This window comes from Mesorhizobium sp. Root695 (assembly GCF_001428185.1).
Taxonomy (GTDB): domain Bacteria; phylum Pseudomonadota; class Alphaproteobacteria; order Rhizobiales; family Rhizobiaceae; genus Mesorhizobium.
Window position 1 is genome coordinate 22,641 of record NZ_LMHO01000020.1, and the last position, 18,476, is coordinate 41,116.

Sequence of the window (18,476 nt, forward strand, 5' to 3'; positions counted from 1 at the left end):
GCCCGATGAAGCTGTATTTCAGCCGCAATCCCAATCCTCGACTCGTGGTCGCTGTGGCACGCTATCTCGATGCGAAAGTCGACTTTGAATTCGCCTCGCCATTCGCTCCAGGGCAAGCGGAGAAATATCGCCCGCTAAATCCCAATCTCTCGCTGCCCATCCTTGTGGAAGGCGAGGGGAAAGGCCTCTGGGAGGCAGACGCCATAGCCTGCAGGCTCTCGCGTAACGCGCATTCGGATTTCTGGCGCATGGGCGATGACGAACCAGAGATGATCCGATGGCTCAGCTGGGGCAAGGAGCACTTCGCATTCGCTTGCGACACGGTGCATTTCGAACGTGGGACCAAACAGCGGTACGGCATAGGCCCGATCGATCAGGAGCGGGTGGAAGAGGGGCTAAGACATTTCCGCACGGCCGCTGCAATACTGGAGGCCGTGCTTGCCGAGCGGCAATGGCTGGTCGGGAATTCGGTTTCCTTTGCCGACTTCCGAATGGCGACCTTTCTGCCGTTCAACGATGTCGCCAGATTGCCGCTCGATGATTATCCCGCTGTCAGGCGCTGGTATCGTCGGCTTGAAGAGATCGACGCCTGGCGCGATCCGTTCAAAGGGTTGGATGCACCTGAATTGCCGCCGGTGCCGCGAGCGGCAGTTGCGGATCAGGGGTGAGGGGAACGCGAAGCGCCGCGCAGGAGGTCGCGGCCTACCAAGGCAATGACGTGCGGGAGATCGAATGAAAATTTATGTGCTGAACGTGGTGGAAGGACAGGAATGGGTCCTTCCTCGACAGGCGGACGACTACCAGCTGTTCTCGAGCCTGTGCGGCCAGAAGCAGACACGATGGCATCCGCCCCAGATGGAAATCCTGCGCCAACACGACGACGGCACGCTCCGGCACTATTCAGATTTTCCATGGCTTGGCGAGCACGTACTCATCCTGCGGGCGAGGGCGTTGAAGTTGCTTCGGCCAACCCTCGAACCGTACGGTGAATTCCTGCCGCTTCGTTCTGACCAGGCCATATCGCTCTGCGCTTGACGAAGAACGCTCAAAGATCGTTCGCTTCGACGATGGCGGGATAATGGTGATCGAAAGCCTCGTCCTTCGACCGGACGCAATCGGCGGTACCGAGATATTCAAGCTGCCCGAGCGTGCCGACAGAGTACGAATATCCGAAATCTATCTGCAGGAGACGATCGTGCGCCGGATCGGGGAGCTTGGGCTCAAGGGCATTGCTTTCAACATGGTCTGGAGCGACGAGCCCGTCAGACAAGACAGGATCGAATATCCCTGTGTGGCAAAGGACATTTCACCCGCAAGCTCGCTCAACCGCCTTTGGGCCGGTCTACGGCGAAGAGCAGGGCTGTGATTTCAAACCTGCCGGACGACGGTGCCGATCACGTTGACGAGAAGGCGCGCGGCGGTCAGGGCTGACAGGCCGTCAATGTCGGCGGGGGGATAGAACTCCACCAGGTCGAATCCTGCGATCCTGGCCCGCCTGCCAAGGCCGGCGACCAGGTCGATCACCTGCGTGTAGGTGAGGCCGCCGGGCGTCCGCGCCGCCACGCCCGGCATGATGCTTGGATCGAGGCTGTCGCAGTCGAGGGTGACGACGACCCGCGCGCCTTCCGGAATATGCCGAAGTGCGGCTTCGACGCCCTGGGCGTGGACCTCGCGGGCGGTCACGAAGCGGCTGCCATAGCGCCGCGCCGCTTCGATTTCGGTGAGGCGCGCGCTGCCGACGCTGCGCAGGCCGACCTGCACGATGCCGGCGACATGCGGCATCTCACTCGCCCGGCGCATCGGGCTCGAATAGCCGTAGCGTTCGCCATCCACCTCGTCGCGCCAGTCGATATGGGCGTCGATCTGCAGGACCCAGACCGGCCCGTGGTCCGCAAAGCCGGCGAGGAAGGGAATGGTCATGGAACAGTCGCCGCCGATCAGGATCGGCACAGCCGGCAATGCCAGGATTTCGCGCATTTTCGCCTCGATCCGGGCCCGGTTGCCGGAATTGTCATGCATGGTGGTCAAGATATTGCCTGCGTCGATGCAAGAGACCGGCTTGCCGTCGAACAGCGGGCCGCCGAGATCGAAATCCCAGTGCTCGACCAGCGCGGCATCGTCCTGGCTCGCGGCGCGGATGGCGTCGGCGGCCAAGGCATGGCCGCTGCTGTCCTTGCCGGGATAGGTGCTGCCGTGACCGACCCCGACGATCACCGCACGGGGCACCCGGCCATCGGCGAGGCGGTCGGGTAAGCCGAGAAAGGGAGGCGAGGCGGTCATTTCTTGATAGGTCCTGATGATGGTTTAGCTGAAATTTCGGTGTTGCCGACACCTATCGACCGGCCGCCTGGTGCCCTTCATCGGGCATTCCCGGCCGCCGGGAAAATGCCTCATGATTGCGCAAAGGTGAGGGTGCTATTCCTTCACCGCGCCGGTCATCGAGGAAACGTAGTGCTCGACAAAGAACGAATAGAGCACCACGACCGGCAATGAGCCGATCAGCGCTCCCGCCATCAGTGCCCCCCATTCATAGACGTCGGAGCGGACAAGCTCCGTGAGCACCCCGACCGGTACTGTCTTGTTTTCGGACGATTGGATGAACGTCAGGGCATAGATGAACTCGTTCCATGAGAGGGTGAATGCGAATATGCCGGCCGAGATCAGGCCGGGCACCGACAGTGGCAGTACGATCTTGGTGAGGATCTGCCACCGGCTCGCCCCGTCAATCAGCGCGCATTCTTCCAGTTCGAACGGGATGGAACGGAAGTACCCCATCAGAAGCCAGGTGCAGAACGGGATCAGGAAGGTTGGGTAGGTGAGGATGAGCGCAAAGGGCGTGTCGTAGAGCCCAAGGTTGAACACCATCACCGACAGCGGGATGAACAGGATCGAAGGCGGCACAAGATAGGCCAGGAAGACTGCGAGACCGACCTGACGTGCCCCGGAAAACCGTAGCCGTTCGATCGCATAGGCCGCGAAAACTGCAGCCAGCAGCGACAGGAACGTGGCGGCTGTCGAGATGATGACCGTGTTGAGCAGCCAGCCCGGATAAGACGTGTCGAAGAGGAGATAGCGGATGTGCTCCAAGGTCGGGTGCACGACCCAGAACGGATTGAAATTTGCATAGTCGGTCATTTCGAGATTGGGCTTAACAGCCGTGATCGTCATCCAGTAAAACGGAAACAGCAGCACGATGACGAACACCAGCAACGGCAGATAGACCGTCACCACGCGGCGCGGCAGACTCTGAAGGTAACCCATGCCGCCTTCGTCGAGTTCCGGACGTTTCTTTTTTGCAATCGCGGTCATTGTCAGTCTCCGCCGCCCTGCTGCCATTTGCGGCGTTGCAGGCCGAAATAGCTGAACAGGATCGCTGCAAGCAGGAATGGGATCATGGCGACCGCGATTGCAGCGCCCTCGCCAAGCTGGCCTCCGGAAATGCCGCGCTGAAACGACAATGTCGCCATCAGATGGGTAGCATTCACCGGTCCGCCGCGGGTCAGCACATAGATCAACTGGAAATCGGTGAAGGTGAACAGCACGGAGAAGGTCATGGTGATGGCGATGATAGGCGTCAGCAGCGGCAGCGTCACATAGCGGAACAATTGCCAGCGGCTGGCACCGTCAAGCGTCGCGGCCTCGTAGAGCGACTGCGGAATCGTCTGCAAGCCTGCAAGCAATGTTATCGCCACGAAAGGAATGCCGCGCCAGACATTGGCGGCGATGACCGACGCCCGGGCGTTCGTCGGATCGCCGAGGAAATTGATGCGATGGTCAATAAGGCCCATCTGCTGCAGCGCCCAGGACAGGATCGAGAACTGCGCATCGTAGATCCACCAGAAGGCGATGGCCGACAGCACCGTCGGCACTACCCACGGCAGCAGGACAATCGCGCGGAAGAACGATTTGAAGGGCAGGTTTTGATTGAGAATGAGAGCCAGCCAGAGGCCAAGCGCGAATTTCAGGATCGAGGCGCTGATCGTGTAGAGCAAGGTGTTGAAGACGGAGAGCCAGAAGACGGCGTCGCTCCAAAGATATTCGTAGTTCTCGAGGCCTATGAAGATGCCGGGGCGGCCGATGCGTGCATCGGTGAAGCCAAGCCAGACGCCTAGGCCGAGCGGATAGGTCAGGAAGACAAGTAGCAGTGCCGCCGCCGGCAGCATGAAGCCGAAGCCAAGCGCGTTCCGGCTTTCGGCCAGTGACGAGAGGCTCCGCGAGAGGATCGACGGACGCGGCTGAACGGCAGCAGAAGGCACGGCCATGGGTTGGCTCCTCACGAAGTCTGGTGCATCGCGACCCGAGTGGCCGCCACGCGAATCCGGAACTTGGCCGGGCAGCGCGCTCGCGGGCTGCCCGGCTGCGCTGTGATCAGACGCGATAGTACCGGTTTGCTCGCTTCTCGGCCTCTTCCATCGCCTCTTGCGGCGTCGCCTGACCTGTCACGGCCTTGGCGAACATGTCGACCAGGACATAATCGGCCATGGTCGCTGCCGAAGCATAACCGAGCGGCCCGGCATAGCCGTTGGGACGCAGCGTCGCCGAGGCTTTCGCATAAGCGGCATTGTTCGGGTCGGCCGTCCACACCGGATTGTTGTCGAAGGCTTTGAGTGTCTGGCAGCAGTAGCCCGCCGAGGAAGTGATCCAGTCCGACATTTGCGGATCCTCGAACATGAACTGCAGATAGGCTTTGGCCGCGTTGGGGTAGGGCGTGTAGTCGAAAATGACGGCCGTGGTCACCTGGAACAGTTCGACGGATTTGCCGACAGGGCCGATCGGCAGGTTGGTCGTGCGTATGTCCTTGGCGATTTCAGCCAGCTTTGGATCCTTGTCCTTGTTGATCTTGGCCGTGTTGTAGGCGGAAATTCCATTGGCGATCACCCCCAGTTCGCCGGCCAGGAAGGCGCGGTTGTTGTTGACGTCGAGCCAGCTTTCGGTGCCGGGGATGAAGGTCTTGTAGAGCTCCTGCGCGTATTCGATCGCCTTGAGGGTCTCCGGGCTGTTGATCGCCACCTTTCCGCCTTCGTCGACCATCTGACCGCCATGGCTCCAGAGCAGCCAGTGAGCGTAGTTGTTACCGTCGCCGACGCCATGGCCGTGCGTGAAGCCGGCGGGATGTCCCTTGGCCTGCAAGGCCTTGCAGAGTTCGAGGAAGCCTGCGGTGTCCTTCGGAAACTCCGAGAAGCCAGCCTCCTTCACCCAGCTCTCCCGATAGACGATGGCATTGCCGATGGTGGCCAGGGGCAGGCCGAGGAATTTGCCCTCCCGTGTGGCATACTGCTTTGGACCGTCGTGCCAGCCGCCATATTTCGCGCCCAGATACTCACCCAGCTCCGACACATCGTGAAGCTTGTCGGGATATTGATGCGGGTCGTCGAACCAGACGAACATGAGGTCCGGACCGGAGCCGACATTGGCGGCGACCGCCGCCTTGGGGCGAATGTCCTCCCAGCTTTCCTTGTCGACGCGAACCTGGACGCCTGTAGCCTCGGTGAACCGCTTGGTATTGGCCAGCCATTGGTCCTCATCGCCCTGCACGAACGGCGACCAACGCAGCAGCCGCAGCTTTGCGCCTTCCTCGGGCTTATATGTCAATCCCTGTTGGGCGAAGGCGGGAGAGCCGACGAACCGGCTTCCCAAGACACCCGCCGCGGCGCCAGCGGTGGTGCGGATCACGTCACGTCTGGTGAATTTCATGCTCGTTTCCTCCTGTTTATTGTCCTTGCCGTGAAGTCCTACTGCTCGGTGCGTGTTTCGAATCGCTGTCCGGTTTCGCCGTGGAAGAGATGGATGAGGCCGGGATCGGCCGTAAGCCGGATGGTTTCGCCCGGCGTGAAGGAATGGCGTTCCCGGAAATTCGCGACGATCTCTTCGCCGCTGGCTGTCCGGCCGATGAGCTGCACTTCGGACCCTGTTGGCTCGACCACTGCGACGGTGACCGGAATGCCCTGGTGGTCGGACAGCCGCAAATGCTCCGGCCGTATTCCCAGCACCACCGGCTCGCCATTGCCGATGGAAAGTGCCGAGGCCAGCGGGATTGAAATCCCCCCGGAGCCTCGAAAGGACGGCGAGCCGTCGGTGGCGATTTCGCCCCTGAGCAAATTCATGGCCGGCGAGCCGATAAAGCTGGCGACAAAAAGATTGTTCGGCCGGTCATAGAGTTCCAGTGGCGGGCCGATCTGCTCGACGATGCCGTCGTGCATGACGACGATCTTGTCGGCCATGGTCATGGCTTCGATCTGGTCGTGAGTGACATAGACTGTTGTGGTCTTCAGGCGCTGGTGCAATTCCTTGATCTCGGCACGCATCTGCACTCGGAGCTTGGCGTCGAGATTGGACAGCGGCTCGTCGAAGAGGAAGACAGCCGGATCGCGCACGATCGCTCGACCCATGGCGACGCGCTGGCGCTGGCCGCCGGAAAGCTGCCGCGGATAGCGCGACAGCAGCGACACTAGTCCAAGGATTTCGGCCGCGCGCTGAACGCCGGCATCGCTTTCGGCTTTCGAAACACCCTTGAGCATGAGCGAGAATGCCATGTTCTCGGCGACGGTCATGTGCGGGTAGAGCGCGTAGTTCTGGAAGACCATGGCGACGTCGCGTTCTTTTGGCGCCACGTTGTTGACGACACGCTCGCCAATCGCAATCTGGCCGCGCGAAATCTTTTCCAGGCCGGCGATCATCCTGAGAAGGGTCGACTTTCCGCAGCCCGACGGCCCGACCAGAGTGACGAACTCGCCGTCTTTTATATCCACGCTGACGCCGTGGAGAATCTCGACGGTCCCGAACGACTTGTAGACATCGCCAATCGCGACAGACGCCATCGATTTCCTCCCGACAGATTCCTGCGACGTCGTCGAAGGGAACCGCTTTCTATCTGGCCCGCGACAGCTCCCAAGCTCCTCCCTGGTCACGCGCGATGATGAAACGGTAGCGCTACCAGACCTGCCTGTAAAGGCAAACGCCTGCCGAAAGTAGCATGATGAATCCAGCAGGTGAACCAGAGTGCGATGCGGTGACGGCCACCGATGGCAAGCAAGAGTTCGTTGTCCGGGAGAGAGGCCATCGATCCCAATCGTCATCCAACAGCAGGCGGGAACGTTCGATTGTCGGGCAGCGTTCGCTGAAATGCTCAAGACGCTGCCGCGAGGTGACCCTGTTGTCGTCCGAGAGGTCGAAGCTGGCCCGGGTGAGGGTGGCGCCCATCACATAGTTCCAGAGCGACCATATCGCGACGTTCAGATCTGCCTCCCTCGCTAGCGGTGCCGGGGAGAATGGCATTCAGCAAAGCGGAAGCGACATTCCTACTTTGCAAAAGTGGGACATTTTAACTTTGGGCCCACATCAGAAAGTCGCATAAGATAGATTATGGAACTTACGCATTAGCCAAGAACTGGAAATTGCCGCTGATTTTCATAGGCTTGAGCCAATTGTCGCGTATTGCCTTGAGCGGATAGCCAACGCTAGGCTGTCGAAATGAAGATGGCAAGCCGACACGAGCCGCCTACAAAGCTCTCGGCTACCGGCTGCTTCGGACCGAAGGCTTTTTCGTCCACCGATTGCGCCAGATTCCGAGTCCGCCGGCGGTTGCTTCGGTCGAACGCGTGCAGACAGCCGAACGGGCGGCGCAGTTGGGAAAGATCATCCGCAGGCTGCCGATCGCGGACGATTTGCTCGGCGACAGTGCGCCGTTCCGCCAGTATGTGGCAGTCGATGGCGCCGATATCGTTGGGCGCGTGCGCAGCTTGGATGCCGTGGGAGCCACGTGGTGTTCGAGCATGTATGTCGAGCCTTCGCACCGGCGTCGCGGCATTGGCCAGGCTTTGATGTCGAAAATGTTGCACGACGATCTGGCGCGTGGGTCGAGGTACTCGGTGCTGGCTGCAACCCACGCCGGGGCGCTGCTTTATCCCCGGATGGGCTACGAGCGGATCGGAACGCTGCTAATATTTGCACCAAGGAGTCGAAAGCCCTCATGAAGGTCTATTCGCATCACACTGAATCATAAGGGATTTCAATCACCATGCCATCATAGGCCGGTTCGACGTTGGCTGGTGTCTCAGCCATCACCGTGGCGTAGTCGAGCGGCACGTGCATATGCGTCAGCACGGCGTGTGTTGGCGCCAATCGCTCGATCCAGTCCAACGCTTGCCCAAGTGACAGGTGACTTGGATGCGTCCGGTACTGCAGCGCGTCGATGATCAACACGTCGAGGCCGCGCAGCCGTTCGACGGTGGCCTCCGGAAAGCCACTGATGTCAGGGCAATAGGCTAGCGCGCCGATGCGAAAGCCGAGCGATATGATATCGCCATGGATTTGCGGCAACGGCTCGAGGGTGAGGGCACCCCCCTCTCCTTCGATGACCACCGGCCTGGCGTGGTCGATGAGATGCGGTCGGACGATCGGCGGATAGGAACTGCCTTGCGGCGTCTCGAAACAATATCCGAACGCCTCCCGCAGCCGAAGCATTGTCGCGGTGTCGGCGTGGATGTCGATCAGCTGGCGCTGATCCTGAACGAAACCGCGCAGGTCGTCGATGCCGTGGATATGGTCGGCATGTGGGTGCGTATAGACGACCGCATCGATGCGTTTGACGCAGGCCATCAGCATTTGCTGCCGAAAATCCGGTCCTGTGTCGATGACGACAATCGTGCGGCTGCCGTTCGCCGCGATCCGCTCGACCAGGACAGCGGTGCGCATGCGCCGGTTCTTCGGGTTGTGCGGGTCGCAATTGCCCCAGTCGCCAGTGATGCGCGGCGTGCCTGGCGACGAGCCGCAGCCGAGAATGGTGAGGCGCAGGCGGTCAGGCATCGTTCAGGCACTTTGCTCGGGCCAAGCACTTTGCTCGGGAGGTCGCGGCATCTTGCCGAACAGGCGGAAGAAATTGTTCGTCGTCAGATCAGCGATTTCAGCCTCGCCGACACCGATTGTTTCGGCCAGCACCCTGGCGGTATGGGCGACATAGGCCGGTTCGTTGCGCTTGCCGCGAAATGGCACGGGCGCCAGGTAGGGCGCGTCGGTTTCGACCAGCAGGCGGTCGTGCGGCACATCGGCGGCAATGGCGCGCAACTCTGCCGAATTCTTGAAGGTGAGAATGCCTGAGAACGACACGTAGCCGCCGAGAGCGACGCCCACCTCGGCAAGTCGGCGCCCGGAGGAAAAGCAATGCAGGATGAAGGGGAAGGCGCCCTTCCCTGTTTCGTCCTCGAGAATATTAGCCATATCGGCATCGGCATCGCGTGAATGGATGACCAGGGGCAGCCCCGTTTCGCGTGCGGCGGCGATGTGATTGCGAAACGCTTGCGCCTGTGCATCGCGTGGCGCCTTGTCGTAGAAATAGTCGAGACCGGCCTCGCCGATCGCCACCACCTTCGGGTGGGCAGCCAGCCGCACCAGATCGGCTGACGTTACGTCCAGCTCTTCCGCGGCATTGTGCGGATGGGTGCCGACCGAACAGTATACCTCATCGAAAGTATCTGCGATTTCAAGGATTTGCTGAAATCGCTTCACTCGAGTTGAGATCGTCACCATGCGACCGACTCCGGCCGCCTTGGCGCGGGCGACGATAGCCGCCCTCTCCTCGGCGAAATCTGGAAAATCCAGATGGCAGTGGCTGTCGACGAGCATCAGACGTTCGCGTCCGGCTGTTCGACGTAACGCGGAAACACCCCTTCCGGCACGGGCAACGCAGTGCCTGGCACCAGCGCATGGTCGGCGTGGACATGCGCGAAATCGCGCCTATCCGCCGGGACCGCCAGCAGATCGAGCAGTTTGTTGGCCGAGCCCGGGACGAAGGGCTGACACAGCACCGCCACGCGACGCACGACCTCGGCGGTCGTCCACAGCACGGTTTCCATGCGCGCCGGATTGGTCTTCTTCAGCGCCCATGGTGCCTCGCCGGCGAAGTATCGGTCGGCTTCCGCCACCACTCCGAAGATCGACGCGAGCGCCAGATGGATAGCCTGCTCGGCCATCGCCTTGCGCGCGGTGTCGAGCGCGGCGACGGCCTGGTCCAGGATCGCGCTGTCGGCATCCGTCAGCTCGCCGCGTTGCGGCACCACGCCGCCGCAGTTCTTGGCGATCATCGACAGCGATCGCTGCGCCAGATTGCCGAGACCATTGGCAAGGTCGGCATTGGTACGGTTGACGATCGCCTCATGGCTGTAGCTGCCATCGTTGCCGAACGGCACCTCGCGCAGGAAGAAATAGCGCACCTGGTCGAGACCGTAGTGCTCGACCATGGCGAATGGATCGACGACGTTGCCAACCGATTTCGACATTTTCTCGCCGCGGTTGAACAGGAAGCCATGCGCGAAAACGCGCTTTGGCAACTCGATACCGGCCGACATCAGAAAGGCCGGCCAATAGACCGCATGGAAACGGACAATGTCCTTGCCGATGATGTGCGTGGCCGGCCAATAGCGCCACTGCTCGGCCTTTGTGTCGGGATAGCCGGCGGCGGTGATGTAATTGGTCAAGGCGTCGACCCAGACATACATCACATGCTTGTCGTCGCCTGGCACCGGCACGCCCCATTTGAAGGTCGTACGCGAGATCGACAGATCCTTCAGCCCGGACTTGACGAAGCTCAGCACCTCGTTGCGGCGCTCAGTCGGACCGACAAAGTCGGGCTGGCTCTCATAAATTGCCAGCAATTTGTCCTGATAGGCGGAAAGCCGGAAGAAGTAGCTTTCTTCCTCGTTCCATTCGACGGGCGAGCCAAGCGGTTCGCGACGCACGCCGTCGTCGCCGACGGTCGTCTCACCTTCGTCGAAATAGGCTTCCTGGCGAACCGAGTACCAGCCGCTATAGCGGTCGAGATAGATGTCGCCATTGGCGGCCATCGCCTTCCAGATCGCCTGGCAGGATTCATAGTGGCGCGGCTCCGTCGTGCGAATGTACTCGTCATTCGAGCCGCCCATCGCCTCGGTCATGGCACGGAAAATCGCCGAATTGCGGTCGGCCAGCGCCAGAGGCGTTATGCCTTCCTTCTCGGCCGTCTGCTGCATCTTGAGGCCATGTTCGTCAGTGCCGGTCAGGAAGAACACGTCCTTGCCGTCCAGACGCTGGAAGCGAGCCAACGCGTCGGTTGCAATGACCGTATAGGCGTGACCGATATGCGGCTTGCCGTTCGGATAGAAGATCGGGGTGGTGATGTAGAATGTGTCGCGTGACATGAATGGACCGTCATGAATGTCTGAATGGAAAGGCGTGGCGGTGGATATCGCATCGGAACGGCGATTGCCATCCCGTGGCCAATGCATGCCGCCCAAAAGTGGCCCCGGTTTTGAGGGCAACGGCATGCATCGAAAAGGCCGTCACATTCGCATTGCAGAGTTCAGGCGCTCGATCATGGTCAAAGCGTGCTGCTTCTTGTCGAGATTGTAGGTATCGGTCTCAGATATAGCGTCCAGTGCCTCATGCCAAGTGTCCGACAGCGTTTTGGCCCGAGCGAGATCGCCCGCCAGCGCTGCCTGGCTTGCCGCGTCCGACAACAGGTCCAGTGCCCGGCGGTTGAAGATATCGAACTGGATCGCCTGGTCGCGGCCGGCCACGGCTTCGGCAAGACGAAACGCGCCGCCGACATCGCTCTTTCTTCCCGCCACCAGGGCGTCGAGCGTCGAGGCGATCTCCAGCCCGCCATACTGCGTCAACAGGATCGCGTTGCGGGCGCTGCCTCCTGCCCGCTCGGCCAGTGCCGCGCGCGCCGCTGGGTCGTCCGGCGGCGGCGGTCCCGCCGTTTCCAGCACCGCCATCAGCTCTTCGGCGTCGAGCGGCGTCAATCGCACCACCTGGCAGCGCGACCGGATCGTCGGCAGCAGACTGCCCGGTGCATGGACGATCAGGATGAACAAGGTTCGTGCCGGCGGCTCTTCAAGATTCTTCAGCAAGGCATTGGCGGCATTGGCGTTCATGTCGTCGGCCGGGTCGACGATGACGACGCGGTAGCTGCCATCATGCGAGGTCAGCGACAGGAAGCGGTTGACCTTGCGAATTTCATCGACAGTGACGACCGTCTTGAAGCTCTTGGTCTTGTCGTTCAGCGGCCGGGTCAGATGCAGCACGCCGGGATGCGCCCCGGTGGCGATCTGGCGAAACAGCGACGAAGCCGGATCGGGAGTGGCAAGGCTTTCCGGCGCCTGCGCGAAATCCGGATGCTTCAGGAGATGGTGAGCAAGATGGAAGGCCAGCGTCGCCTTGCCGATGCCGACCGGTCCGGAGAAGATCAGCGCATGCGGCAGCTTTCCCGCGCGGTAGGCGGCGGTGAGCATGGTCGCGGCTTGGCTGTGCCCGACCAGACGCGGCGTTTCGGATGGCTCGGGCACGCCGTCCAGCGTGTCGTGCTGTTCGGGTGCGATGCGCTCAAAAATCATGCCGGTGTCGCCTGCCTGTCGCGAGCCGGCGTTCTCGCTTCCAGCGCCGCAAAGACGGCGGCGGTAACGACATTCTCGACCACGTCGGGATCGGCGGCCGCATCGACCACGATACAGCGTTCCGGCTCGGCCGCGGCGATCGCCAGGAACGCCTCGCGCCGGGCCTGGTGGATCGCCAGCGTCTCCTTTTCGAAGCGGTCGGCGACTGCCTCGGTACCGCGCCGCAGCGTTGCGCGCCTCAGGCCTTCCGCCGGATCAATGTCGAAGATCAGCGTCATGTCCGGCATCATGCCGTTGATGGCAACCTGCTCCAGCGTATCCATGAACACCGGATCGATCCCGCCGGTGACGCCCTGGTAGACGCGCGAGGAATCGAGGAAGCGGTCACAAAGCACGATGGAGCCGCGCTCGACCGCCGGCCGGATGACCTGTTCGACATGGTCGGACCGCGCGGCGGCGAAAAGCAGCGCTTCCATCTTCGGCCCGAACGGTTCGGCGGCGCCCGAAAGCAGCACGTGCCTGACCGCTTCGGCGCCCGGCGAGCCGCCCGGTTCGCGGGTGAGGAGGACGTCGTATTTCTTGGCGCGCATCTTCCTGGCCAGCCGCTCGATCTGCGTCGACTTGCCTGCTCCTTCGCCGCCTTCGAAGGTGATGAAAAATCCACGTGCCAACCGAGAGGCCTTCTTGTCCTTGCCTGAATGGGATTGTCGCGCTCTAGATAGTCCCCGTTCGACGAAACGTCCATGTCGTCGATTTTTTGCCTTTATGCACGTCGTTCCCCCAAAAACCGGGGCCACTTTTGAGCGACATGCATTAGCGCAGCCAGCCGACCGCCAGTTCCTTGACGGCATCGAGCGCACGCTGCGGCAGCGTGCCGACGCCGATCGATTCGGCGGCGAAAAGCGGCGTCTCCTGACTGAGCGTGTCGCCGATCCAGACGCGCAGCGCGCCCACCGGCTGCCCCTCCTCCACCGGTGCCGCGACCGGGCCGTTGTAAACAATCCTGGCCGTCAGCTTGTCGCGGTTGGTGATCGGCAGGAAGATGTCGATCGGACCCTTGGCCTTCAGCGTCACCCCGGACTTCGCACCGCCAAAAACCTGGGCCTCGCCGACCACTTCGTCCTTGGCGAAGATTTCGGTCTTCTCGAAGGAGCGGACGCCCCAGTCGAGCAGCTTTCGCGCCTCCTCGGCGCGCTCCTTGTCGTTCGCCAGCCCGCTCATCGCCGCGATCACCCGCGTGCCGTTGTGGCTGACCGAACCGACGATGCCGAAACCCGACACCTCACTCGCGCCGACCGCCAGGCCATCGGCGCCGATGTCCATCGCCAGCAGCGGATTGCGGTTCCTCTGCGAGATCTTGTTCCAGGTAAAATCCTTCTGGCCATAGTAGCGGTAAAGGTCCGGATAGTCGCGCCACAGGTGCACGGCGAGCAGTGCCAGTTCACGCACGGTCGTCTGCTGGCCATCCGCAGGCAGGCCGGTGGAATTGACGAAAGTCGATGTCTTGAGGCCGATCTGGCGGGCGCGTTCGGTCATCTGCGCGGCAAAATTGTCTTCGGATCCGGACATGCCTTCGGCGATGACGATGCAGCCGTCATTGGCCGCCTGCACGGTCACACCCTGGATCAGGTCATCGAGCCGGATCGAGGACTTGAGCTTGGCAAACATCGTCGATGTTCCCGAAGGCGCGCCACCCTTGCGCCAGGCGTTTTCACTGACCACGAACGTGTCGTCGAGCTTCAGGCGGCCGGACTTGATGGCGTTGAAAACCACTTCCATGGTCATCAGCTTGGCCATCGAGGCCGGCTGTATCGGCTTGTCGGCATCCTTCGAAAACAGAACCGTCCCGGTCTCTGCGTCGATCATGAAGACCTGCGCGGCCTTGGTCTCGAACAGCTGCGCACGGGCCGGAGCCTGGGAAAACAGCAGCAGGCCAAAAACCAGAAGCCCGGCGAGAGGCGGGAGCAAGCGCAATTGCATGATGTTCGACCCGTTGGCCGGCACGGCCGGCAAGCCCGCGAAAAGTATCAGGCTTTTTGCGCGGCGGATCAACCGCGCAGCGGAAATCCGACCCGGCTTATGGTCAGTTGCGCACAGCCAGCGCATCGGGCGCGCCATGCGACCATGCCGCCTGCAACAAATCATCCAGATTGCGGTGGCCATCGGGATAAAGATTGACCGAATACCAATCATCGCCATCGAGTTCCGAGCGCTGGATCTCGATCTTGCCGTACGCGGCGAGTTGAGCGGCAACGCGCTTGGCCTCCGCTGCATCCTCGAACGAACCGGCAGCGACGTAGTCGGTGGACGGACCGGCCGACGGCGGCTGGCGCTTCCACGATTGAAGCACGTCGGCCGGCGACATGCCGTCGCCACCCAGCGCGGCGAAAGCATTGGAGGCGCGTTCCACCCGCTCGTCCGCATAGGACAGCGAGGCCACGGCAAACGGCGATTGCGGCGGCAGGCTGATTTCCGGGCGTTCCGGCACGATCGGGCCGAAATCGGGCAGCGCCAGATCGCCGTAGGCCGGCGTTTGCGCCGACATGACCGGCTGGACGGCGCCGGAATCGGTCAACTGACCCGGAAACGGCACGGCGGCAGTGCCGGCAGGCAGGCTTGGCGACGGCCCGTTCATGGCGACCATGACGCCGGTCGGCAGTCCGTCCGACGGATCCGGCGCCCTGTTGCCGGGGTGGTAGGAGGCCATCAGATACTGGTCGTCATCGCCGTCGAGCGGTGCACGGCCGACATATTCGACCTTCACTTGAGCGGTGCCAATGTTGGCATAATCAAGCATTTGCGCGGCGCGCTCCGACACATCGATAATGCGGCCTTCGTGATACGGGCCGCGATCATTGACGCGAACGATGACCGAACTGCCGGTTTTGAGATTGGTGACGCGGGCATAGCTTGGCAGCGGCATGGTTGGGTGCGCCGCCGTCAGGTGGGTCATGTCATAGACTTCGCCGTTGGCGGTAAGCCGGCCGTGGAAGGCGTCACCATACCAGGAGGCCAGGCCGACCTTGGCGTAGCGCTTGTCCTCCTTCGGGTAATACCACTTGCCGCGGACCTGGTAGGGCTTGCCGAGCTGATCCCTTCCGCCGCCGCGTTGTATGCGCCCGTTCTGGGAGAACACACGCGGGCTTGCTTTCACGCCATATTCGGATTCGGCGAAGTATTCCTTGGAGCGGGTCTTCTTGTAGACCATCGCTTTCGGCTCAGGCTGCGACGCGCAGGCGGCCAGCAAGGCTGCCGAGGCGGCCAACAACGCGACTGTAGCAGCGCGACGAAGACGCGGGTGCGTCACAGCCTGCATTTTCCTGATGTCCCCTTCAGTCTCAACTCAACACGCCGCGTTCACCATCAGAGGAGCCAAAAACACTCACCCGACAAAATACCAACGACGTCTAGAACCCCGATCCTTTGTGCGCAGGAATTGTTTATCACGGTATTAATCGATTGTGGCCTTAACCGGGCAAGATTGTGACGCCCTCACCGTGCCGAGCACCCTGAAAAGTCGCCGCTTTTCGTTCCATCATGCGACGGTGATTTCCTGAACCTGCCACAGAGCGCGCCTGGCTTCGCCTGCTCCGGGTCATGGCTGCCGGTTGACGGAGATGGCGAATCTGGGGAAATCCTGGCGAGATGGTCATCATGGTTTCTCACCGGTAACCCCCTGCAAAAAGGAAAAGCCCGCTGCCGAGAGGTGGCGGGCCAATTCTGCAAATTTGCAGCTTTTTCTTCGGTAGGTGTCCGACTGCTCCCGCTCGGTGTCGGCATTAGTCTGGCCGAAAAAGGCCTGGAAGCCGAAGCCGCCATCAATTATAGCCAGTTCGAAAACCACGGACTGGTGTCATACCCTAAGCGCGGATTATAATGATCCAGGAAGTTTGCGCCCCCATTTGATGGTCGCGCGACAAAGGTGCGTGTCGATTTACAACCCGGTTTCGGGGCCGGCTTGCTGCCAGCCTTCATATGAGCTGCAGAACACGAGGTTGCAGCCTGAGCGGTGGCCACCTTTTTCTTCTCTTTCGCAACAGCTGCTCCGGTGGCGGCCAATACCATTGCTATGCCTAAGACAACGAGTTTCATTGAATCGCCCTCACCGTGCACAATCCGAAATGATTGCGCCTAGCTAACGTGACGTCAACGACATTTTGTCCGCAACGACGGCGAATAGTGCCAGTAAAAAAAGCCCGCCACGGTAAGGCAGCGGGTCACCTAACCCAAGTTGGCGCATTTTCAGTGCCGGCCCGTGAGTGCGTCAAGGAACGCCTCGAAGGCCGCAGCCGCCTTGTCCGCAGGCGTTTCCGTAGAGTTGCAGCCCGTACCCTTCAAACCCTGCGCAGCTTCGATCACTGCCTTGCGGCTGTTGCCGTGTTTAAGGATCAACTCCCAAGTCAGGTCCGGAGACAAACCGTTCTTCGAGGCGAAATACCCGACCTGATGGTCGTGAATATCGTGCTGCCTGCGCTTGTCGCCTGCCATTCGAGCCTCCGCTCTGCAGTCTGATGCTGCCGTCGGAAAATGGCCGGTGCAGGGGATGCTTGGGTGAAGCGGTCCGCACCGGCCATTGCGGGTCTGTGTTTTGGGATCTCCCCCGCATTGCCGAAGCTAAATGCATATTAGCAATAGCTCAACTAAGACTGAAGTCCCTAAGTCCCTCAACCGAACGTTGGCTTCCAGTCGCGATTGCGCGCCCGCTGTTGGCCTTCGTAGTCAGGAACGAATGTGAAGAACATTGGCCGGCGGTCGCGTCCCGAAGCCTTGCAATCCGAGCAAGCGAATAGCCCGACCAGCTCTTGTTGCATGGAACCATGGCCCGGCCCGAGGCGGTCAATCAGCGCCTGGATGTCGAGCTTTGTCGACTTGCAGCACATGGCATGCCCGCAGTTGACATAGACGGTTTCCCTCACACATGAGTGGGTGCGCGTTCTCGGCAAGACATCCCTGCCCCGCATCCGATTCCACGACCTTCGGCACACCCACGCGACACAGATGCTTTCAGCCGGCGTTCACCCCAAGATTGCAAGCGAGCGTCTGGGCCATTCGAACATCGGGATAACGTTAGACATCTACTCCCACGTTATGCCCGGCATGCAGGCGGATGCAGCGGAGCAAGTTGACGTTGCGCTTCAGGCCGCTATAAGCGTCGAGCGTAAAGGCAAATAGTTGCAAAGTGCGTTGCAAGCGGCTTTTTCAAGTTCACTGCAAATAGACAAAAGCGCGATGATTGCAATTAGTTGGAGGAATGGCCGAGCGGTTTAAGGCACCGGTCTTGAAAACCGGCGTGGGTGCAAGCTCACCGTGGGTTCGAATCCCACTTCCTCCGCCACTCTTCCGAGCCAGAACCGCACTTTTCCGCCATTTGCGAGCTGCTCCTCGATCGCAACGCCGTCGACAACGAGGCCGAGGTTGCGGCCGTGCTCGGCGGTGAGGCTCGGCCGGCCATGCGGCTCGCCAAGTTGGTCGAAATTTTTGAGGAGTTGGAAAGCCAGAACCTGCTGGCCATGTCGCCGAACCAGATCAAGAAATGGCGCAACCCCAAGAAGCGGGCTCTCGCGAAAGCCCGGCACTAGTCACAGCTCGAATTGAACGGCGCCGTCAAACGTACTGCACGGGCGGTTCGTTTCTCCCACCCGTGCGAGTCAGGATGTGCCTATTTCTGACCGCCCAAGGTATTCACATTGGCGCAGAATGCGGTGTGAGGCTGCTGGACTTGCCGTTTGCAGGACGACTTCACCGCCTCCTGTTTTTCGACCGGGATGGCGAAGGAGACCACCTTGAATTACTCCATAGGCTTCAGAGTCGTCATTGAGGAATCGGTGAAAAACGGTTCCATTGTGTCCGGCTCATCCAGTGCACCAGCCCATACCGGGCCAGGAATCGCCGACAGTAAAAGTATCACTCCAATACATATTGCTTCAACGTTCGCGGGTATTTTCATTCTGAATTAAGCAGGATTCCGAACGATTTGTTGGTAACTCAGAGGATACACCACCTCTTCAATTTCGTATTTCCTATAGCCATGTTCTTTTTCGATATCGGTGATTGCCTATCTTTCAGATTGGAACACAGGTACGTATCTGGACTTACCAATCCTTGCTA

20 protein-coding genes, 1 tRNA gene and 1 pseudogene are annotated in these 18,476 nt (G+C 60.9%); 7 read left to right on the plus strand and 15 right to left on the minus strand.

Translation table 11 applies throughout. The features are described 5' to 3' along the window. Nucleotides 1–5: 5 nt before the first annotated feature. The 3 genes from ASD99_RS18025 to ASD99_RS34745 all read left to right on the plus strand — a co-directional run bounded on the left by ASD99_RS18025 (nucleotide 6) and on the right by ASD99_RS34745 (nucleotide 1,366). Nucleotides 6–668: a glutathione S-transferase family protein gene (locus ASD99_RS18025; protein WP_057144453.1), complete on the plus strand. Its 663-nt coding sequence runs from the start codon at nucleotides 6–8 to the stop codon at nucleotides 666–668. 64 nt (nucleotides 669–732) lie between these two features. Then, nucleotides 733–1,035 carry a hypothetical protein gene (locus ASD99_RS34740; protein ID WP_244497789.1) on the plus strand — a complete coding sequence of 101 codons (303 nt, stop codon included), beginning with the start codon at nucleotides 733–735 and terminating at the stop codon, nucleotides 1,033–1,035. A gap of 43 nt (nucleotides 1,036–1,078) precedes the next feature. Beyond that, on the plus strand, nucleotides 1,079–1,366 hold the full coding sequence (locus ASD99_RS34745) for a hypothetical protein (protein ID WP_244497790.1): 288 nt from the start codon (nucleotides 1,079–1,081) through the stop codon (nucleotides 1,364–1,366). Nucleotides 1,367–1,368: 2 nt separating this feature from the next. On the opposite strand, the gene ASD99_RS18035 is transcribed toward ASD99_RS34745, so the two are convergent. From ASD99_RS18035 to ASD99_RS34750, 6 genes and pseudogenes are all read right to left on the minus strand, one after another. Next, nucleotides 1,369–2,280 (minus strand): agmatinase, encoded by a 912-nt coding sequence (locus ASD99_RS18035; protein ID WP_057144454.1) that lies wholly within the window; start codon nucleotides 2,278–2,280, stop codon nucleotides 1,369–1,371. 135 nt (nucleotides 2,281–2,415) lie between these two features. Then, on the minus strand, nucleotides 2,416–3,309 hold the full coding sequence (locus tag ASD99_RS18040; protein WP_056588763.1) for a carbohydrate ABC transporter permease: 894 nt from the start codon (nucleotides 3,307–3,309) through the stop codon (nucleotides 2,416–2,418). Between the two features lie 2 nt (nucleotides 3,310–3,311). Beyond that, a complete protein-coding gene (locus ASD99_RS18045; protein WP_413813938.1) occupies nucleotides 3,312–4,163 on the minus strand; it encodes a carbohydrate ABC transporter permease in 852 nt (283 codons plus the stop codon). 205 nt (nucleotides 4,164–4,368) lie between these two features. Beyond that, nucleotides 4,369–5,694, minus strand: coding sequence for an ABC transporter substrate-binding protein (locus ASD99_RS18050; RefSeq protein WP_056588767.1), 1,326 nt, complete (start codon nucleotides 5,692–5,694; stop codon nucleotides 4,369–4,371). Nucleotides 5,695–5,732: 38 nt separating this feature from the next. Next, nucleotides 5,733–6,818 (minus strand): ABC transporter ATP-binding protein, encoded by a 1,086-nt coding sequence (locus ASD99_RS18055; RefSeq protein ID WP_057144455.1) that lies wholly within the window; start codon nucleotides 6,816–6,818, stop codon nucleotides 5,733–5,735. A 112-nt stretch (nucleotides 6,819–6,930) separates the two neighbouring features. After that, nucleotides 6,931–7,245: pseudogene (locus ASD99_RS34750) on the minus strand (hypothetical protein); the annotation flags it as partial. Nucleotides 7,246–7,598: 353 nt separating this feature from the next. Here ASD99_RS34750 and ASD99_RS18060 point away from each other — a divergent pair. Then, complete coding sequence (locus ASD99_RS18060; protein ID WP_244497791.1) at nucleotides 7,599–7,973, plus strand: GNAT family N-acetyltransferase; 375 nt, start codon at nucleotides 7,599–7,601, stop codon at nucleotides 7,971–7,973. 13 nt (nucleotides 7,974–7,986) lie between these two features. Here the strand turns inward: ASD99_RS18060 and ASD99_RS18065 are convergent, their stop codons facing one another. The 9 genes from ASD99_RS18065 to ASD99_RS34310 all read right to left on the minus strand — a co-directional run bounded on the left by ASD99_RS18065 (nucleotide 7,987) and on the right by ASD99_RS34310 (nucleotide 16,856). Beyond that, nucleotides 7,987–8,805 carry an MBL fold metallo-hydrolase gene (locus ASD99_RS18065; RefSeq protein WP_057144456.1) on the minus strand — a complete coding sequence of 273 codons (819 nt, stop codon included), beginning with the start codon at nucleotides 8,803–8,805 and terminating at the stop codon, nucleotides 7,987–7,989. 3 nt (nucleotides 8,806–8,808) lie between these two features. Further along, on the minus strand, nucleotides 8,809–9,621 hold the full coding sequence (locus ASD99_RS18070; RefSeq protein ID WP_057144457.1) for a TatD family hydrolase: 813 nt from the start codon (nucleotides 9,619–9,621) through the stop codon (nucleotides 8,809–8,811). Next, nucleotides 9,621–11,171 carry a methionine--tRNA ligase gene (metG, locus tag ASD99_RS18075; RefSeq protein WP_057144475.1) on the minus strand — a complete coding sequence of 517 codons (1,551 nt, stop codon included), beginning with the start codon at nucleotides 11,169–11,171 and terminating at the stop codon, nucleotides 9,621–9,623. Before metG ends, ASD99_RS18070 begins: the two co-directional genes overlap by 1 nt. 141 nt (nucleotides 11,172–11,312) lie before the next feature. Next, nucleotides 11,313–12,368, minus strand: a complete 1,056-nt coding sequence (locus tag ASD99_RS18080) for a DNA polymerase III subunit delta' (protein ID WP_057144458.1) — start codon at nucleotides 12,366–12,368, stop codon at nucleotides 11,313–11,315. Next, a complete protein-coding gene (gene tmk, locus ASD99_RS18085) occupies nucleotides 12,365–13,039 on the minus strand; it encodes a dTMP kinase (protein WP_057144459.1) in 675 nt (224 codons plus the stop codon). The genes ASD99_RS18080 and tmk overlap by 4 nt, the downstream gene beginning before the upstream one ends. Before the next feature lie 142 nt (nucleotides 13,040–13,181). After that, the gene (locus tag ASD99_RS18090) at nucleotides 13,182–14,348 is read right to left on the minus strand and encodes a D-alanyl-D-alanine carboxypeptidase family protein (RefSeq protein ID WP_057144476.1); all 1,167 of its coding nucleotides are present in this window, start codon (nucleotides 14,346–14,348) and stop codon (nucleotides 13,182–13,184) included. 103 nt (nucleotides 14,349–14,451) lie between these two features. Continuing rightward, complete coding sequence (locus ASD99_RS18095; RefSeq protein WP_057144460.1) at nucleotides 14,452–15,684, minus strand: septal ring lytic transglycosylase RlpA family protein; 1,233 nt, start codon at nucleotides 15,682–15,684, stop codon at nucleotides 14,452–14,454. A 336-nt stretch (nucleotides 15,685–16,020) separates the two neighbouring features. Beyond that, entirely contained in the window at nucleotides 16,021–16,212 is a 192-nt protein-coding gene (locus tag ASD99_RS18100) for a hypothetical protein (protein WP_056588790.1), read from the minus strand. Between the two features lie 398 nt (nucleotides 16,213–16,610). After that, nucleotides 16,611–16,856 (minus strand): hypothetical protein, encoded by a 246-nt coding sequence (locus ASD99_RS34310; RefSeq protein ID WP_057144461.1) that lies wholly within the window; start codon nucleotides 16,854–16,856, stop codon nucleotides 16,611–16,613. Nucleotides 16,857–17,294: 438 nt separating this feature from the next. On the opposite strand from ASD99_RS34310, the gene ASD99_RS18115 reads away from it, so the two are divergent. The 3 genes from ASD99_RS18115 (at nucleotide 17,295) to ASD99_RS32365 (ending at nucleotide 17,947) form a co-directional block, all read left to right on the plus strand. After that, the gene (locus tag ASD99_RS18115) at nucleotides 17,295–17,540 is read left to right on the plus strand and encodes a tyrosine-type recombinase/integrase (protein WP_082583331.1); all 246 of its coding nucleotides are present in this window, start codon (nucleotides 17,295–17,297) and stop codon (nucleotides 17,538–17,540) included. A 73-nt stretch (nucleotides 17,541–17,613) separates the two neighbouring features. Then, a tRNA-Ser gene (locus ASD99_RS18120) sits at nucleotides 17,614–17,703 on the plus strand. Continuing rightward, nucleotides 17,663–17,947: a hypothetical protein gene (locus ASD99_RS32365; protein ID WP_082583332.1), complete on the plus strand. Its 285-nt coding sequence runs from the start codon at nucleotides 17,663–17,665 to the stop codon at nucleotides 17,945–17,947. Before ASD99_RS18120 ends, ASD99_RS32365 begins: the two co-directional genes overlap by 41 nt. Nucleotides 17,948–18,476 lie beyond the last annotated feature (529 nt).

Coding starts and splice junctions, on each gene's coding strand:
- ASD99_RS18025 (WP_057144453.1), top strand. CDS start 6: ATGAAGCTGTATTTCAGCCGCAATCCCAATCCTCGACTCGTGGTCGCT.
- ASD99_RS34740 (WP_244497789.1), top strand. CDS start 733: ATGAAAATTTATGTGCTGAACGTGGTGGAAGGACAGGAATGGGTCCTT.
- ASD99_RS34745 (WP_244497790.1), top strand. CDS start 1,079: ATGGTGATCGAAAGCCTCGTCCTTCGACCGGACGCAATCGGCGGTACC.
- ASD99_RS18035 (WP_057144454.1), bottom strand. CDS start 2,280: ATGACCGCCTCGCCTCCCTTTCTCGGCTTACCCGACCGCCTCGCCGAT.
- ASD99_RS18040 (WP_056588763.1), bottom strand. CDS start 3,309: ATGACCGCGATTGCAAAAAAGAAACGTCCGGAACTCGACGAAGGCGGC.
- ASD99_RS18045 (WP_413813938.1), bottom strand. CDS start 4,163: ATGCTGCCGGCGGCGGCACTGCTACTTGTCTTCCTGACCTATCCGCTC.
- ASD99_RS18050 (WP_056588767.1), bottom strand. CDS start 5,694: ATGAAATTCACCAGACGTGACGTGATCCGCACCACCGCTGGCGCCGCG.
- ASD99_RS18055 (WP_057144455.1), bottom strand. CDS start 6,818: ATGGCGTCTGTCGCGATTGGCGATGTCTACAAGTCGTTCGGGACCGTC.
- ASD99_RS18065 (WP_057144456.1), bottom strand. CDS start 8,805: ATGCCTGACCGCCTGCGCCTCACCATTCTCGGCTGCGGCTCGTCGCCA.
- ASD99_RS18070 (WP_057144457.1), bottom strand. CDS start 9,621: ATGCTCGTCGACAGCCACTGCCATCTGGATTTTCCAGATTTCGCCGAG.
- metG (WP_057144475.1), bottom strand. CDS start 11,171: ATGTCACGCGACACATTCTACATCACCACCCCGATCTTCTATCCGAAC.
- ASD99_RS18080 (WP_057144458.1), bottom strand. CDS start 12,368: ATGATTTTTGAGCGCATCGCACCCGAACAGCACGACACGCTGGACGGC.
- ASD99_RS18090 (WP_057144476.1), bottom strand. CDS start 14,348: ATGCAATTGCGCTTGCTCCCGCCTCTCGCCGGGCTTCTGGTTTTTGGC.
- ASD99_RS18095 (WP_057144460.1), bottom strand. CDS start 15,684: ATGCAGGCTGTGACGCACCCGCGTCTTCGTCGCGCTGCTACAGTCGCG.
- ASD99_RS34310 (WP_057144461.1), bottom strand. CDS start 16,856: ATGGCAGGCGACAAGCGCAGGCAGCACGATATTCACGACCATCAGGTC.